At 65.7% G+C, this 15,702-nt stretch carries 14 protein-coding genes; 11 read left to right on the top strand and 3 right to left on the bottom strand.

Annotated elements, in window-relative coordinates; all coding sequences use genetic code 11:
* Positions 1-134 precede the first annotated feature (134 nt).
* From BLS52_RS10495 to rsmA, 3 genes are all read left to right on the top strand, one after another.
* Positions 135-1,748, top strand: a complete 1,614-nt coding sequence (locus tag BLS52_RS10495) for a peptide chain release factor 3 (RefSeq protein WP_090586617.1) — start codon at positions 135-137, stop codon at positions 1,746-1,748.
* Between the two features lie 317 nt (positions 1,749-2,065).
* Positions 2,066-3,286 carry a resuscitation-promoting factor gene (locus BLS52_RS18990; RefSeq protein WP_026545027.1) on the top strand — a complete coding sequence of 407 codons (1,221 nt, stop codon included), beginning with the start codon at positions 2,066-2,068 and terminating at the stop codon, positions 3,284-3,286.
* A 228-nt stretch (positions 3,287-3,514) separates the two neighbouring features.
* Positions 3,515-4,393, top strand: coding sequence for a 16S rRNA (adenine(1518)-N(6)/adenine(1519)-N(6))-dimethyltransferase RsmA (rsmA, locus tag BLS52_RS10485; RefSeq protein WP_090586615.1), 879 nt, complete (start codon positions 3,515-3,517; stop codon positions 4,391-4,393).
* A gap of 189 nt (positions 4,394-4,582) precedes the next feature.
* Here the strand turns inward: rsmA and BLS52_RS10480 are convergent, their stop codons facing one another.
* A complete protein-coding gene (locus tag BLS52_RS10480) occupies positions 4,583-5,515 on the bottom strand; it encodes an SRPBCC family protein (protein WP_090586614.1) in 933 nt (310 codons plus the stop codon).
* Between the two features lie 296 nt (positions 5,516-5,811).
* Here BLS52_RS10480 and BLS52_RS10475 point away from each other — a divergent pair, with 296 nt between their 5' ends.
* The 7 genes from BLS52_RS10475 to BLS52_RS10450 all read left to right on the top strand — a co-directional run bounded on the left by BLS52_RS10475 (position 5,812) and on the right by BLS52_RS10450 (position 12,020).
* The gene (locus BLS52_RS10475) at positions 5,812-6,264 is read left to right on the top strand and encodes a hypothetical protein (protein WP_090586611.1); all 453 of its coding nucleotides are present in this window, start codon (positions 5,812-5,814) and stop codon (positions 6,262-6,264) included.
* Positions 6,265-6,389: 125 nt separating this feature from the next.
* Positions 6,390-7,085 (top strand): hypothetical protein, encoded by a 696-nt coding sequence (locus BLS52_RS10470; protein ID WP_139186255.1) that lies wholly within the window; start codon positions 6,390-6,392, stop codon positions 7,083-7,085.
* A gap of 169 nt (positions 7,086-7,254) precedes the next feature.
* Positions 7,255-7,377, top strand: a complete 123-nt coding sequence (locus BLS52_RS18985) for a hypothetical protein (RefSeq protein ID WP_281241706.1) — start codon at positions 7,255-7,257, stop codon at positions 7,375-7,377.
* A 75-nt stretch (positions 7,378-7,452) separates the two neighbouring features.
* Positions 7,453-8,403 (top strand): 4-(cytidine 5'-diphospho)-2-C-methyl-D-erythritol kinase, encoded by a 951-nt coding sequence (locus BLS52_RS10465; protein WP_245702803.1) that lies wholly within the window; start codon positions 7,453-7,455, stop codon positions 8,401-8,403.
* A 44-nt stretch (positions 8,404-8,447) separates the two neighbouring features.
* Positions 8,448-10,271 (top strand): ABC-F family ATP-binding cassette domain-containing protein, encoded by a 1,824-nt coding sequence (locus tag BLS52_RS10460; RefSeq protein ID WP_090586608.1) that lies wholly within the window; start codon positions 8,448-8,450, stop codon positions 10,269-10,271.
* Between the two features lie 121 nt (positions 10,272-10,392).
* Positions 10,393-10,674: a helix-turn-helix domain-containing protein gene (locus BLS52_RS10455; RefSeq protein WP_026545022.1), complete on the top strand. Its 282-nt coding sequence runs from the start codon at positions 10,393-10,395 to the stop codon at positions 10,672-10,674.
* The gene (locus BLS52_RS10450) at positions 10,671-12,020 is read left to right on the top strand and encodes a type II toxin-antitoxin system HipA family toxin (protein ID WP_090586605.1); all 1,350 of its coding nucleotides are present in this window, start codon (positions 10,671-10,673) and stop codon (positions 12,018-12,020) included. The genes BLS52_RS10455 and BLS52_RS10450 overlap by 4 nt, the downstream gene beginning before the upstream one ends.
* Positions 12,021-12,136: 116 nt before the next feature.
* Here the strand turns inward: BLS52_RS10450 and BLS52_RS10445 are convergent, their stop codons facing one another.
* Entirely contained in the window at positions 12,137-13,162 is a 1,026-nt protein-coding gene (locus BLS52_RS10445) for a CNNM domain-containing protein (protein WP_090586603.1), read from the bottom strand.
* The gene (locus BLS52_RS10440; RefSeq protein ID WP_090586601.1) at positions 13,155-14,549 is read right to left on the bottom strand and encodes a hemolysin family protein; all 1,395 of its coding nucleotides are present in this window, start codon (positions 14,547-14,549) and stop codon (positions 13,155-13,157) included. The genes BLS52_RS10445 and BLS52_RS10440 overlap by 8 nt, the downstream gene beginning before the upstream one ends.
* 611 nt (positions 14,550-15,160) lie before the next feature.
* Between BLS52_RS10440 and BLS52_RS10435 the strand changes: the two genes are divergently transcribed.
* On the top strand, positions 15,161-15,673 hold the full coding sequence (locus BLS52_RS10435; protein ID WP_090586600.1) for an Hpt domain-containing protein: 513 nt from the start codon (positions 15,161-15,163) through the stop codon (positions 15,671-15,673).
* The last annotated feature ends 29 nt before the right edge of the window (positions 15,674-15,702 follow it).

Below are 15,702 nucleotides of genomic sequence, written 5' to 3'. Positions count from 1 at the left end.
AGGGGCTTACGGCGCGCTTGCGCCGCGAATGCCGACCCCTAACTCTAAGATAGTTCGGCGAACTGAAGCCGCTCGGGTTCATACCCACAAGCATTAGGGCCTGCTGGAGTCCTGAAAGACGGAAGAAGGAATCCATGACGAGCCCCACCACTCCCGCTGAGGCGGTACGCACCTCCACGATCGCCGAGCAGGCGCTGAGGAGGCGCACGTTCGCTGTGATCTCGCACCCCGATGCGGGCAAGTCCACGCTGACCGAAGCGTTGGCCCTGTACGCGAGCGCCATCACCGACGCCGGCGTCACCCACGGCAAGTCCAGCCGCCACGGCACGGTCTCCGACTGGATGGGCATGGAGCGCGAGCGCGGCATCTCCATCAGCTCGGCGGCGCTGCAGCTTGAATACCGCGGCACGGTGCTGAACCTGGTGGACACCCCCGGGCACGCCGATTTCTCCGAAGACACCTACCGGGTCCTGGCCGCCGTGGACTGCGCGGTGATGCTCATTGATGCGGCCAAGGGCTTCGAGCCGCAGACCGTGAAGCTGCTGGAGGTGTGCAAGCAGCGCGGGCTGCCCATCGTGACGGTGATCAACAAGTGGGACCGGCCCGGCCTGGACGCTCTGGAGCTGATCGACCAGATCGGTGAGCGGACCGAAATGGTGCCGGTTCCGCTGACCTGGCCGGTGGGGACCGCCGGGCACTTCGAGGGGCTGCTCGATGTGCGTGCCGACGTGTCGCTTGCCCTGGAATCCGTGGGCGGTGGGGCGCTGCCGGCGATCGAGACCGTGGTTGAACAGGCGGATCTCCGTCCGGACAGCTCGGCAGTCTGGGATGCCGCACATGAAGAGCTGGGCCTGGTGCGGTCCTCGAACGGTGAATTCGACGCCGCCGAGTTCACCGCGGCGCGGCAGACGCCCGTCCTGTTCGCCGCGGCCGCCCGCAATTTCGGCGTGCGCCAGCTGGTGGACATGCTCGTGGAAGTGGGGCCGCCGCCGTCTCCACGGGTCGCGGCGAACGGGGTCCGCCGTCCGGTGGAAGCGGACTTCTCCGGCTTCGTCTTCAAGGTCCAGGCCGGCCAGAACACTGCACACCGGGACCACATTGCGTACCTGCGGATCTGTTCCGGAGTGTTTGAGCGGGGCATGGTGATCACCAATGCCCGGACGGGCAGGCCCTTCGCCACCAAGTATGCCCACCGGGTTCTGGGGCGCGAGCGGGAGGCGCTGGAGCAGGCGTGGCCGGGCGACGTCGTCGGGCTGGTGAATGCCACCAGCCTGCGCGTCGGGGACAGCCTCTATCAGGAGGAGGCGGTCACCTTCCCGGAGATTCCGCACTTCTCGCCCGAGCTGTTTGTTGCGGTGCGGGCCAAGGATCCCGGCCGGTACAAGCAGTTCCGTCGGGGGATTGAACAGCTCGATCATGAGGGCGTCATCCAGGTGCTGCGCTCGGAGCTGCGTGGGGACCAGTCGCCGGTGCTCGCGGCCGTGGGGCAGCTTCAGTTTGAAGTGGCGGAGCAGCGCATGCGGACCGAGTTCAATGCGCCGGTGTCGCTGGAGAGCCTGTCCTACACCCTCGCCCGGCGCGTCACCACCACGGCACCTGCCAGCACCCTTCCGGAGACGTTCCGGGGCGGGGAGATCCTGCGGAGGTCCGACGGCGAACACATCGCGGTCTTCGGTGACCGGTGGAAGCTGGGGCACTTCACGGAGGCGAACCCGCAGGTCTCGCTGGAGGTCATCGGCGCCGGTTGAGTGGCATCCGCTGACCGGACCCAGCTTGCCCTCTTATCACAGTTCGGTTACGGTGGGCTGATATTAGCCGGGGTCGGGGAAGGCTTTCGGACTGATGCCGTCCGCTGCGGACGGGTTTCTCTTTGCGTTACCGCTGGCGATGAGCCGCGCCTGCCTGAGGCATGTTCAGGTATGGTACGTGTCCGTCAGGGGAGACCCGGAGTGCCCACCGCCGTCGTACATTTGCCAGTGCACTCTCTGCTGCGCCGTTTTTCGGGGCAGCATGTCAAAGAGCGCCCTCTCCCCGTGCCCGGATACGACGCGGGATGTGGGATTTTGTGGCAAAGCGGGCAAAGAACGTAAAGCGGGACGCCAGGAGCTGGGCAGTACTCGCCGGGCAGGCGATGGTCATGCTCAGCCTGGTCGCGGGCCTCGTGGCCTTTGTGGGCAACGGCAAGAGCGTGCAGGTAGTGGTCGACGGCGAGGCCCAGACCGTCCAGACCTTCGGCGGCACCGTTGCTGACGTCCTGCGGACCGCCAACGTCACCGTCACCGAGAACGACGACGTGTACCCGGCCCTCGCAAGCGCCGTGGAAGACGGCGCCGCCATCCAGGTCAACAAGGCCACCGCCATCGAGGTGCAGCTCAACGGAGCCGAAACCGTCGTCCACACCACCGGTGAGACCGTGGGTGAACTGGTGGACGAGCTCGGTGTCGCCAGCGACTCGGACATCTCCGCACCGGCTGAGACCCGGCTTGTCACCCTCAGCTCCACCCTCAGCATTTCGACGCCGAAGACGGTCACCCTCGCCGTGGACGGCAAGGACCACCGCATCGAAACCACCGTCAACACCGTGAGTGACCTCCTCGCCGAAGCGAAGGTCACCCTCGGGGACGAAGACCGCGTGTCAGTTCCGGTCAACAGCTCCCTCATCACCGGGATGGGCCTCAAGGTCACCCGCGTGGAGTCCGACAAGAAGGTCACCGAGACCGAAAAGATCGACTTCTCCTCCACCGAGAAGGAAACCGACGAGCTGCTCATCGGGGAACGCGAAGTGGTCCAGGCCGGCGTCGCAGGCGAGCGCACCCGCGTCTTCACCGTGACCGTCATCGACGGCAAGGAAACCGGCCGCGAAAAGGTCAGCGACAAGGTCACCCGCGAGCCCGTCGACGAGATCATCGCCGTCGGCACCCGCGAGGAGGAGCCCGAGCCTGAGCCCGAGGAAGAGGAAAAGGTGGAAGCCGCAGCCGCGGGCGAGCCTCCGGTAGAGATCGAAACCCCCAACCACAGTCCTGCGGCGGCCGTGTCCGGCGGCAGCGCCTGGGACGCCCTCGCCGAGTGCGAGTCCGGCGGCAACTGGTCCATCAACACCGGCAATGGTTATTACGGCGGCCTGCAGTTCAGCCAGTCCAGCTGGCTCGGCGCCGGAGGCGGCAAGTACGCACCGCTGCCGCACCAGGCATCCCGCGAAGAGCAGATCGCCACCGCCGAGGTGCTGAAGCAGAACGGCGGCTGGGGCCACTGGCCGTCCTGTTCCTCGAAGCTCGGCCTCCGCTAGACATCCTTCGCAGCGCCCCTGCCGGTATCCACCGGCGGGGGCGCTGCTGTCGAACCGGGTTCGCGTCCCGATCTGCTCACCTTTGATCGCTTCCGCGACCAGCTGCAGCGCACCAGAACACCGACGACGACGGCGGCCGGCACCGAAAACGGAGCAGACCGGAACGATTCCGCTCGCCGGAGTCCACCTGTGGGGCTGTCGGTAGGCCCGCCCCGCTACGATGGCTAGGTGAACGACAAGGCACGCCCCTCCCCACCCCAGGCCCTGCTCGGCGCGACCGAGATCCGCCGGCTGGCCGAGGAGCTGGGCATCCGTCCCACCAAGACGCTGGGCCAGAACTTCGTCATTGACGGCAACACCATCCGCCGGATCGTGGCTGCCGCGAACGTTGATCCTGCGGAGACTGTCCTGGAGGTGGGTCCGGGCCTCGGTTCGCTGACCCTCGGGCTGCTGGACGCCGCGGAGCGCGTGGTGGCCGTCGAAATCGACCCGGTGCTGGCTGAACGCCTGCCGCAGACCATCGCGCAGTGGCGCCCGGAACGTGCCGCGTCCTGCGACGTGGTGCAGGGTGACGCGATGCGCGTCACCGAGCTCCCCGCCGAGCCCACCGCGCTGGTGGCCAACCTCCCGTACAACGTGGCCGTCCCCGTGGTGCTGCATCTGCTGGCGCATTTCCCGTCGCTGCGCCACGGGCTCGTGATGGTGCAGGATGAGGTTGCGGACCGCCTCGCGGCACCTCCGGGCTCCAAGGTGTACGGCGTGCCGTCCGTGAAAGCCCAGTGGTACGGGCGGATGCGGAAGGCCGGCGTGATCGGCATGAACGTTTTCTGGCCTGCGCCGAAGATCGCCTCCGGTCTGGTGGCGTTCGAGCGGCATGATCAGCCGCAGACCACGGCGTCCCGGGAAGAGGTGTTCGCGGTCATCGACGCCGCATTCGCGCAGCGGCGCAAAACGCTCCGCGCGGCGCTGGCCGGCTGGGCCGGCAACGGGGTGCTCGCCGAGCAGGCGCTGACCCGGGCCGGCGTGGACCCCTCAGCTCGCGGTGAGGTGCTCGACATCCACGCCTATGCCCGCATCGCCGAGGCGAAGCAGCTTCCGCTGGCCTAGACCGGCGCTTCCCGCGCGCACAATCCTGCAGCTTCTCAGCCGGAACGACGACGGCGGCGGCACCGAGGCGCGTCAGCAAGCCTTTCGTTGCTGGCAGCCCGGCCGGAACCTGCAGGATCCGGTTCGCTGCACTCTTTAAACACAGCACGGCGGCCTCCCGAAGGAAGCCGCCGTGACTGAGATGACCGCTTAGAGGCCGCCCTGGCGGGTCGGTGGCATGAAGCCGCCGGTCTGGTCCTCTTCACGCTCGGCCGCGCTGTGCTCGTCGCTGCCGGCAAGGCCGTCGGACTCCCCGTCGACATCGGCCAGTCCGTTGGTCTGGTCGAAAGGCTCGCCGAGCGGACGCTCGCCCGGAGTATCCGAAGTGGTGCCGGAAACGCCCGCGGCGCCAGTACCGGAAACACCCGCAGCACCCGAGACGCCAGCCACCGGGGTGACATCCGGGGGAGTGGTGTCCTCGACGGGAACGGCCGGTGTGACCGGAACATCGGTGGTGGTCACGTCAGCATCCGAAGTGTTCTGCTTGTTGCCCGACGCTGCGGCAACACCCGCAGCGGCAGCGGCAGCAACACCGATTCCGGCCGCAGCGGCCTTGCCCGAGATGCCCACCTTGCCGTCATCACCGCGTGACGCGGCGGCGTCGGCGACGGTGGGCGTTCCGACGGTGCCGCCCGCTACCGATCCGCGCCAGGCGCCGGTGGCGTAGCCCTCGTCCTCGATGAACTCCTTGAAGCGCTTGAGGTCGCCCTCGGCTTCCTTCTCGACAACGTGCAGCTTGTCGCCGATCTTCTCGATCATGCCCTCGGGCTCGTACTCAAGCTCAAGGCGGATGGAGGTCTGGCCGCCGCCTACGTCCTCAAAGGACACGGCTCCGGCGTTGGTTGCGCCCTCGGTGGCTGCCCAGGCAACGCGGCGGTCAGGCTCCTGCGCCAGGATCTTCGCCTCCCACTCACGCTTGACCCCGCCGATCTCGGCAATCCAGTGCAGGCGATCGTCGCTGAGCTGTTCCACCTGCTTGACCCCGCTCATGAAGTGGGGGAATTCTTCGAACTGTGTCCATTGGTTGTAGGCCACGCTCACTGGAACGTTGACCATGATCTGCTTTTCGATCCTCGTGCTCACAGCGTCTCCTTTGGATAGGAACATCGGATGAACAAGAATTCATCAGTATGCTTACCATACCCAATCGACCGTACATCTGACCATGGCCGAGCACAAGAACGATGGCCACGAAGGGCCAGGAACGACGGCGACGGGAGTCACCACCCGAAACAACGTTTTGGTCTCATTACCGGCTGAGCAGCCGTGGACACTTCTATCGCCTGCACCATCGTCAGTAGGCTTACGAACATTCGCACCCGCGCCGCCGAGAGTGGCCGCTCACCGAAGAGAAACTTCCGCGCATCACGGAGGGATTTATGAGGATACGGGCCATCGGCCTCCTGATCGGCATGGCTCTCGCCTGGACCGGCGCGTTCTTTTTCGTCAAGACCTACCATGATGGCGTCGCCCAACAGGCGGGCTCGATTGCCGACCGGATTGAGGTCCCCGAAGGCTGGCTCGTGGTCTCGGAACACGTCGAGCGGGAGCAGTTCGTCTGCTTCAACACCAAACCGTGCCCCACTCTGAGCCGCACCTGGCAGGCGGACCGGGTGCTGGAAGCCACGGACCTTCAGCGGCTCACGGACACGCTCGGCTGGGACTTTGAACTGGACGGCGACTGTCAGCGCGGAGACGACGAGGTGGGCGTCAGCAGCGTGTGCTCGGCCGTCGCCACTTCCGAGGGCTACCGGATCCAGTTGCGTGTCGACAGCCCGGAGCCGGGCAGCGCGAGCATGGTCCGGCTCCGCCTCACCTCAGCCGGTGAGTAATCAGCCAGTAGGTAATCAGCCACCCGGTAACAGTTGGCTCACGTAACCATCCCGTGCTGTTGGGCAACCGTTGCAGCCGGTAACCTCAAAGGCACCGGTCTCGCTACGTCTCGAAAGTATCCCCAGTGCCAAAGCTGTCATCAGTCTTCGTCCTCGCTGCAGTGTCATCTCTCCTGCTTGCCGGCTGCGCAGGTGCGCCTCCGGAAGGTAATGCTGAGAGTACGACGGCGGCTTCCGAGCCTGCATCCCCGTCGCCCAGCCCCACTCCCGAAGAGGCGACGCCGGAGGAGACAGCAACGAAAGAGCCTGAAGAGACCGAAGAACCTGTAGAGACGCCCGAACCGACCGTGGAGCCCACGGAGACGCCCGCTCCGACGCTCGAGCCGCTGCCCGCCGGGCCGGACGATCCCTTTGTGCCGCCGCCGCACGGTGAGCCCGCCCCCGGCCCGTTCGTCCCGCCGCCGCACGGCGAACCGAACCCGGGCGCCCCGAGCAGCAATGTGGTGACCCCGTCCCCCGAGTGGGGAGCGGTTGGAATCACCGTGCAGGCCGGAACCTCGTTCACGATCACCGGAGGCGGCTACCAGCCGGGTCAGCGGATCCAGGTGTTCTTCGGACCCGCCAACACGGATTACTCGATCATCGGCGACCAGTCCGCGTACGCCAGCCTGTCCGGAGACTACAGCTTCACCATTACCCTCTCTCCGGGCATTGCCCCGGGCTCCTACGGCGTCATGACGGCAACTCCCGACGGCCTGGCCGGCGGACCGGAGATCGACGCGACCCGCCGCTGGGCCAGTGTCGAAGTGGTCGCCCCATAAACGCACAAAGCGGTAATAGAACCAGCGCCACCGCAACGTTCACCCCACGCCACACCACGCAGGGATTTGGGAACCCGCCCTGAACCGTTTACGTTTATCAAGGATGGGGCGTCCTTAAGAACGAAAGCTTGGTGCAATCGCCGTGGAACTCATCGACCTTTTAATTGGCATGGCCATTCTGACCGCCCCGGTTCTGTTTCTCGCCGCGGCCGCCAAAGTCATCCTCGACCGCCGTGCCAGCGCCCAGCGCCTGCAGCCCGCCGAAGCTACGGCCGAGGACCCACGCTCCTGACCTCAGTAGGAGAGTTTCTCCTCAGCCCTGAGGTGATCTAAGTTGGAGATCATGGTGGCTGGGAGAACGGCAGGGATGCGCACAACAGGCCCCCGCGCCGTCCGTGTGAAGGCGCCGGGCAAAATCAACGTCTCCCTGCGCGTCGGAACCCCCCGCGAAGATGGCTACCACAGCGTCGCCAGCGTTTACCTCGCCGTCTCCCTGTATGAGGAGATCACCGCTACAGCCACCGACGACGGCGCCATCACCGTCACGGTGGACGGCCAGGGCAGCCTCAACCTCCCCATGGAGGAAATCCCGCTCGACGCCAGTAACCTTGCCGCCCGTGCCGCGGCACTCCTCGCCGAACTCAGCGAGAACTCCACCGGCGTACACCTGAACATCACCAAGCGCGTCCCGATCGCCGGCGGCATGGGCGGCGGATCGGCCGACGCCGCCGCAGCCCTCCTGGCCTGCGACGCCCTCTGGAACAGCGGCTTCTCCCGCGACGAACTCGCGAAGATCGCCGTCGATCTCGGCGCCGACGTGCCCTTCGCGCTCATCGGGGGCACCGCCGTCGGGGTCGGAGTGGGGGAGCAGCTCACCCCAGCCATCTCCAAGACGCCGCTGCACTGGGTCCTGGTACCGAGCAACTTTGGGTTGTCCACGCCGGCGGTGTACCGGACGCTGGATGACCTGCGGCTCGCCAACGGCGACGTACCGCCGGAGATCCCCGAGATCGACCCGCAGATCCTCACCGCCATGCGCTCCGGGGACGCTCACGCACTGGCCGACCTGCTCCACAACGACCTGCAGGCCGCCGCACTGGAACTTGCGCCCGAGCTCAAGGACATCCTCCACGCGGGCAGGGACGCCGGCGCGCTTGCCGGGATCGTGTCCGGTTCCGGCCCCACCGTTGCGTTCCTCGCCGAATCCGAGGAGCACGCCGCCACCGTCGATGCGCTGCTCGCCACCGCCGGGCTCTCCACCGAACTGGTGCACGGGCCCGCCCATGGTGCAAGGATTGTCAGCGACTACTTCGCGTAACGCCGCTTCACCGAAGATCACCCATAACGAAAGCAGTATTTCCCTTGGCCCACCTGCTCGGTGCTGAAAACATCAGCATCACTTTTGCCACCCGCACCGTCCTGGACGGCGTCACCCTCGGAATAGAAGAGGGCGACCGGATCGGTATGGTCGGCCGCAACGGTGACGGCAAATCCACCCTGATGCGACTGCTCGCCCAGCGCGGAACGCCCGACGACGGCCGCGTCACGAAACGCCGCGACGTCACCGTCGGTTACCTGGACCAGAGCGACGTGCTCGAGGGCCATCTCGACGTCGGCGCCGCGATCGTCGGTGACCAGGCCGACCACGAGTGGGCCTCCAACCCCAAGATCCGTGACGTCATGGGTGGGCTGGTGGCCGAGGTGGACTGGCACGCCCGCGTGGACTCCCTCTCCGGCGGGCAGAAGCGCCGGGTAGCGCTGGCGAAGCTCCTCATCGGGAACGACGACGTCATCATGCTGGACGAGCCCACCAACCACCTCGACGTCGAGGGGGTCGCCTGGCTCGCGGAACACCTGAAGCAGCGGTGGCGCCCCACCGAGGGCGGCCTGCTGGTGGTCACCCACGACCGCTGGTTCCTCGACGAAATCTCCACCCGCACCTGGGAGGTCCATGACGGCATTGTGGACGGATTCGACGGCGGATACGCCGCCTACGTCCTGGCCCGCGCCGAGCGTGACCGCATGGCCGCCGTTGTCGAGGGCAAGCGCCAGCAGCTGGTGAAGAAGGAACTTGCGTGGCTGCGCCGCGGCGCTCCGGCCCGCACTTCCAAGCCGAAGTTCCGCATAGAGGCCGCCAATGCGCTGATCGCGGATGTGCCGGAGCCGCGGGATTCGCTTGCGCTGAGCAAGCTCGCCACCGCCCGGCTCGGCAAGGACGTCCTGGACCTTGAGAACGTGTCGCTGGAGCTGGGGGACAAGCCGCTGTTCAAGGGGGTCACGCTGCGGCTCGCGCCGGGACAGCGCCTTGGGATTGTCGGCGTCAACGGTGCGGGCAAGACCACCCTGCTGCGGCTGCTGAACGGTGAGGTGTCGCCGTCGTCGGGCCGGGTGAAGCGCGGCAAGACCGTGCAGACCGCCATCCTCTCGCAGGACGTGCGCGAGCTTGACGATGTCAATCACCTGCGCGTCACCGAGGTCATCGAGCAGGAGAAGCGGGTGGTGTCCGTCGGCGGGAAGGAAGTGTCGGCGAGCCAGCTCGTGGAACAGCTCGGGTTCACCAACCAGCGGCAGTGGACCCCGGTCGGTGACCTCTCCGGTGGTGAGCGGCGGCGCCTGCAGCTGCTGCGCCTGCTGGTGGGCGAGCCGAATGTGCTGATGCTCGATGAGCCGACCAATGACCTGGACACGGATACCCTCGCCGCGGTGGAGGACGTGCTGGACGGATGGCCGGGCACGCTGGTGGTGGTCTCGCATGACCGGTACTTGCTGGAGCGCGTGACTGATACCCAGCTGGCCCTGCTGGGCGACGGGAAGATCCGCGACCTGCCTGGCGGCGTGGACCAGTACCTGCAGCTGCGACGCGGGGCCGCGTCCAGTGAAGGAATGGGGGCCAAGCCGCTGGCGGCGGAGAGTTCAAACGGTACGACGGCGGCTGCCGGGCAGGATGGCCCGTCACCGGAGGAGGCCCGCCAGGCGAAGAAGGACCTGACGCGCATTGAGCGGCAGATGACCAAGACGAGTTCGCAGATCGAGAAGATCAACCAGCAGATGAGTGAGGCCGGCAGCAAGGCGTCGGTCGACTTCGAGAAGATGAGCGATCTCGATGCGAAGCTGCGGGAGCTCCAGACGGAGCAGGAGTCCCTTGAGGAGCAGTGGCTGGCGGCGGCGGAGGTGCTGGGGGAATAACGCGTTTGTGCGCTGACTGCGGCCGCCGTTGCACCATTTCGTATGGCTATGCGACTTTCGCGTTGCCTTATCGAACCTAATGCAACGTAGGAGTACTGTTAGCAGATAGGGAGAGTGGGTAATGGAAACTGCTGAGCAACTCGGTGAGCATCTGCGTCAGTGGCGCATCATGCTGGGGTTGAGCCAGGAATTGACCGCGGAGCGCGCGAATGTTTCGTTGCCCGCACTGCGACGCATCGAACGTGGTGACAGCGGTGTACGCCTCGGGACCTTCCTCGCTGTCGCACAGGTGCTTAATCTGACCGAGCGCATCACCGGTGCCACTGATCCATTGAACACTGATCTGGGACGAATGCGTGCCCACCTGCTTGGCAGGCAGCGTGCCAGGAGTCGCAACTCATGACATATGAGGTGTGGATCGGTGACCAACACGTCGGTGCATTCAGCATCGACGTACACCCCGGCTTCCAGAACCCTGCCCTGACTTTCACCTACCTTGATCAGTGGTTATCCAGTGATCGGTCTTTTCAGATATCCCCCGACCTGCCGTTGCAGCGCGGTCCGCAAACTCCTCCCTCGCACCGCACCATCTTTCAGGCGTTCGACGACGCCGCACCGGATAGTTGGGGCAGGCGCCTCATCGATGCAGATCTGCGTCGGAAGGCCAAAATGCGCGGTGAAAGGTACAAGCCACCGACGGAAATCGATCTTCTCCTTCATGTGCCGGACGAGACGCGGCAAGGTGCCGTCCGGTTCCGCAAGGGCGAAGAGTTCCTGTCCTCAGAGCATGGTCGCGCCACTGTCCATGATCTCTCAAGACTGGTGGCCGCCGCACAGCACTTCGCGGCCAATGGTGAGGTCACTGAAGAGGTGCACAACCTGATCGGCGTTGGATCGTCCCCCGGTGGGGCGCAGCCCAAAGCCTGGGTGCGGGATGAGGCCAATGTGATGCACCTGGCGAAATTCCCGCAAACTTCTGACACCTACAACGTATCCGCCTGGGAACTCACAACCATCAAGCTGCAGCGACGGGCGGGCATTCAGGTGCAGCCGTCTCGAACGGTGTCTCTCGGACAGGATCAGTCGGTATTCCTTACCCAGAGGTTTGACCGGGCGGGGGAACGGAGGATTCCGTACATGAGCTTTCGGAGTGCCTTCGGAATCACAGAGCGCGAGCCGCTCGATTACGCGACACTCGCCGGCCGGGTCGCGGCCATCTCGGGTAAGCCCTCTGCTGATGCCTCGGAATTGTTCATGCGGGCGGCGCTGATTGTCCTGGTCAATAACATTGACGACCATATGCGCAATCACGGACTGCTTCACGGCGGTCAAGGCTGGCGGCTGGCGCCGTCCTTCGACGTTAACCCGTCCCGTCACGCCAGCCCTGCCACACCGCTGACGCCGGAGGACGACCCATATGACCGTGATATCAGGTTGCTCGTGCACCGGGCTACGGATTTTCGGCTCACCCAAGCCCAGGCGGTCCACCGCATTCGTGCAGTCGTAGAGGCGGTTTCCTACTGGCGCGATGATGCGCTTACCTCAGGTGTGCAGGCCGATGCGCTCGAATCAATGAGTCCGGCTTTCGAGGGAGAGAACCTCCGCAGGGCACAAGAGTTGCGGGCAGACAGTCAGGCAATAATCGATCTGTCGGGGAAGGCCCCGGGCTCAGATGAATCCTGGGTGAAATCCCACACCAGGCGCGGCCGCACGGTTGAGGGTCACCACCGGCGTAAGCCCCATAGTTGAGCAGTTCCGTGAGGGTGCGGCGGACAGCGGAATGCCGGGAGCCGGAAAGACCAGTCCACGGAGTAGTGGGGGAGTCGGTGCGAGCGCTGCACCTCCTGCAGGCACAGCGGCGTCAGTCACGGCAGGGCTTCGGTTGCCGGAAGGACCTTGCGCAGGGCGTCGTTCACCGTGACCACGCCGACAAACCGGGAGCCGTCCATCACGACAGCCAGCTGCTCACCGGACCGGCGCATGCGGGCCAGAGCCTCGTGCACCGGCACATCAGGCGAGAGGGTGAATGCCGGGCGCGCCAGATCCCATGCCGGCCGGTCCCGGGCTTCAAGGAGGGTATCCCTGACGTGCACCACCCCGGGAGCCTCGGTAGCGTAGTCGGACTCGACCAGAATCCGCATGTGACCGGAGCGGGCCGCGGCAGCCTGGATATCCGCGGCGGTGGCGTCGGCCGGTACCGCGGCGGGTACCTTTCCGTCCTTCGGCAGAAGGGATTTGACGGGGAGCGTCTCCAGATCCAGCGCACCCGAAATGGGGGTCCGGATTGACGCGTCCAGCGCTCCGAGGTTGGCGGAATGCTCCACCAGGTGACGGATGGTATCGACATCCTGTCCGCCGACCCCGGCCCGGTCCGTCGGTTTCACGCCCGACGCCTTCACCAGGCGATTCGCGATTTCGTTTGTCCAGTCGAGCAGCGGCCGGAAGATCCAGACAAACCCGCGGGCTGGTCGACCCACCAGGACAGCAGACGTCTCGGGGTGGGCAATGGCCCAGGACTTGGGTGCCATCTCTCCGACGACGAGGTGCAGGAACGTCACCGCCAGCAGCGAGAGGACAAACGAGCCGCTATCCGCGACCCAGTACGGCAGTCCCCAGCCGGCAAAGAACGGGGTGAGCCAGGCATCGACTGCCGGTTTGGTGACCGCGCCGAGTGCGAAAGTGCAGGCCGTGATGCCAAGCTGGGCACCCGCGAGCATGACGGTCAGTTCGTTCACGCCCTTCAGCGCGGCACGCGCTCCGCGGCTGGTGGCGGCCATCTCCTCGAGGCGGTGACGGCGGGCACCCAGGAGCGCGAACTCGATGACCACAAAAAAGGCGCTGAGCGCGATGAGCCCGATCGTTACGGTTAGGACGATCCACGGGTTATCCATCGTTCCTCCTGGCTTCCCGGTTGGCGGTGGTGTCCGTGCCGTCCGGGGACTCGTGCAATGCCAGGCGGACGGTTTTCGGTACCCGTCTTTCCACCTCAAGAACCTCCGCTTCAAGCAGCCGTGAGACCGGCTTGTCCAGGACGAGTTCGGCCGGATCCTGCGGCAGTGGAATCCGCACGGTGTCTCCGACCGCCGGCAGTCCGCCGTGGTGGCCGATGAGCAGGCCGGCTACCGTCTCGTAGTTGCCCCGGGGAAGCCCATGACCGATGAAGCGCTCGGCCTCATCAAGGTGCACATCGCCTGCGATGCGCCACTGGCCGTCGCTGTCAGGCAGCACCGGCTCCGGCAGGTCGGCGTCGTGCTCGTCTGTCATCTCTCCGGCAACCTCTTCGGCCAGGTCCTCCAGGGTGATGATCCCGGTGAATCCGCCGTATTCGTCGATGACGCACGCCAGCTCGTTCCGTGCCTGCGTCATCTGATCCAGGGCCTTGGGGAGGGACATCAGCGTGGGGAGCACGGTAGGGGGCCTCATGATGGTGGCGACAGTGTCGCCGTCGTCGGCACCGAGGACGTCAACAAGCTGGACGACGCCGACAGGCTCGTCCCGCTCATCGATCACCGGGTAGCGGGTGTGGGCTTCGGCCATCAGTGAGCGCACGTCGCCGATCAGCATGCCGGGCGCCACGGTGTCTACCTGGGGCCGGGGAATCATTGCATGTTCCACTTCGCGTTGCGGGAAGTCCAGGATGCGGTCGATCATGACCGACAGTTCTTCCGGCAGGTCGCCGCTCTGGCGTGAGTCCGCGACGATGTGCTCCAGGTCCCGTGCGGTGGCGCTGCTGTCGACGTCGTGCACGGGTTCAATCCGCAGCACCCGCAGGAGGGCATTGGCGGCACGGTCAAAGACGGTGATCAGCCAGCCGAACACGGCGAGGTAGATCCGAGTGGAACGTGCCAAGCCCCGGGCAAGGGGTTCGGGGTTGGCGATGGCGAGGTTCTTTGGATAGAGCTCGCCGAAGATCATCTGCACCACAGTGGAGACGGCGAGCGCTGCGACGGTGCCGACCGTGACGCTGACCGCGGAAGGAACGCCGACGCCGCCCAGCAGCACGCCGAGGCTCTCGCCGACCAGCGGCTCGGCCACGAACCCGACCAGCAGCCCGGTGACGGTGATGCCCAGCTGTGCGCCGGAGAGCATGAAGGAGGTTTTTTCCGTCACCGCCAGCGCCCGTTTGGCGGTCTCATCCCCCTGGGCCGCCTGTGCCCGCAGGCGGGAGCGGTCCACGGACATGTAGGCGAATTCCTGGGCGACGAAGTACCCGTTCGCGGCGATGATCGCGAGGATCACAACAACGCCCATGAGCAGGGTCAGCGTGGCGATCAACACCGGCCGGCACCCCCACGTGGATGGTAGGCCGTGCGGTCAGGGTTCAGCTTGCACGCCAAGTCCATCTGACCAGCCTAACGGCCAAGCAGGGCTCCCGAGCGGACGCGCTGAAGCAGAAGCAGGACAACGGATCGCACCTGCCGCGGAGGTGCCGGGGCAGTGGCCGATTAGCACCTCGAAGCCTATTCCGGGCGCGCTGATGGCGATCGCCATGCTCGCCATTCACCATTTCGGAACCATCGAAGGGCTGCAGCGGCCCGGTTCTGGGGCAGGGTCAAAGCCAGGATTACCGCGCAGCCCGCCGACCTGGTGCGAACCGACTGATGCCGCATTTTTTCCCGGCCCGTGGGCACAGGACAGCAGTCGATTTGAGCTGCGGTACAGCTTGGCTGCGTGCCTTCCCACCACGCGTCACCCTCTAGAAGGGAAGCGGTCCGCAGCTTCCACGCTGCTTATCGGCAGGCCTCGCTGAGCTTTCCGGCAGGAATCGGAATATCAGGCAGATTGGACAATTCCGGGCGCTAACGTTGGCTGAACGGCCGCCGAACCCGGTGCCGTCCAGAGCCATATCGCGAAGCTGATACGGCGGCCCCACAGAGGAGGGAGGGCTTATGTCGACGGATGATTCCAACGAGCTGCCGATGGTTTCCGAGCGTATCTTCACTGACCTGCAGGCGGACCTGGAGGAACCCGACGTCACCCTCCGATTCCTGCTGAACTACCTGGAGATGTGGGACGGCCGCTTTTTACGGCTGTCTACCGCCATCAGCGCCGGTAATAGGCCGAAGGCGATGGATGCGGTGTTGAGTGTCAGGACGTCGGCCCGCATGATCGGCGCCTTGCGCCTTGCCCAGCGTGCCAGCGATATTGAGCGGCATCTGCTTGCAGGGGACACCAGGGGCGCAGCGCTGCTGTTGGATGACCTGGAGCTTTGTGGCCAGGCCACCATGGAGGAATTACGACGCCGGTTCCTGCCTCGGTTCGATCCGGACCACTCCGTTGATCGACGGCAGAAGCCCCCAACCACCGGAACCGGCCACGAACCCAACGACTGGCTTCGCCGAGCAGACAGTCTGCTCGCCGGTTTGGCTTCTTCCGCGACGTGGGAGCCCAAACTGGGCTGAGCGGCTGGGCGCGATCAGCTATTGAGCTC

Source organism: Arthrobacter subterraneus (assembly GCF_900099735.1).
Lineage (GTDB): Bacteria > Actinomycetota > Actinomycetes > Actinomycetales > Micrococcaceae > Arthrobacter_D > Arthrobacter_D subterraneus.
Note: the sequence above shows the minus strand (reverse complement) of the source record. Positions and strands in the feature narration are given on the sequence as shown.

Coding starts and splice junctions, on each gene's coding strand:
- BLS52_RS10495 (WP_090586617.1), top strand. CDS start 135: ATGACGAGCCCCACCACTCCCGCTGAGGCGGTACGCACCTCCACGATC.
- BLS52_RS10475 (WP_090586611.1), top strand. CDS start 5,812: ATGAGGATACGGGCCATCGGCCTCCTGATCGGCATGGCTCTCGCCTGG.
- BLS52_RS18985 (WP_281241706.1), top strand. CDS start 7,255: ATGGCCATTCTGACCGCCCCGGTTCTGTTTCTCGCCGCGGCCGCCAAA.
- BLS52_RS10465 (WP_245702803.1), top strand. CDS start 7,453: ATGCGCACAACAGGCCCCCGCGCCGTCCGTGTGAAGGCGCCGGGCAAA.
- BLS52_RS10455 (WP_026545022.1), top strand. CDS start 10,393: ATGGAAACTGCTGAGCAACTCGGTGAGCATCTGCGTCAGTGGCGCATC.
- BLS52_RS10450 (WP_090586605.1), top strand. CDS start 10,671: ATGACATATGAGGTGTGGATCGGTGACCAACACGTCGGTGCATTCAGC.
- BLS52_RS10445 (WP_090586603.1), bottom strand. CDS start 13,162: ATGGATAACCCGTGGATCGTCCTAACCGTAACGATCGGGCTCATCGCG.
- BLS52_RS10435 (WP_090586600.1), top strand. CDS start 15,161: ATGTCGACGGATGATTCCAACGAGCTGCCGATGGTTTCCGAGCGTATC.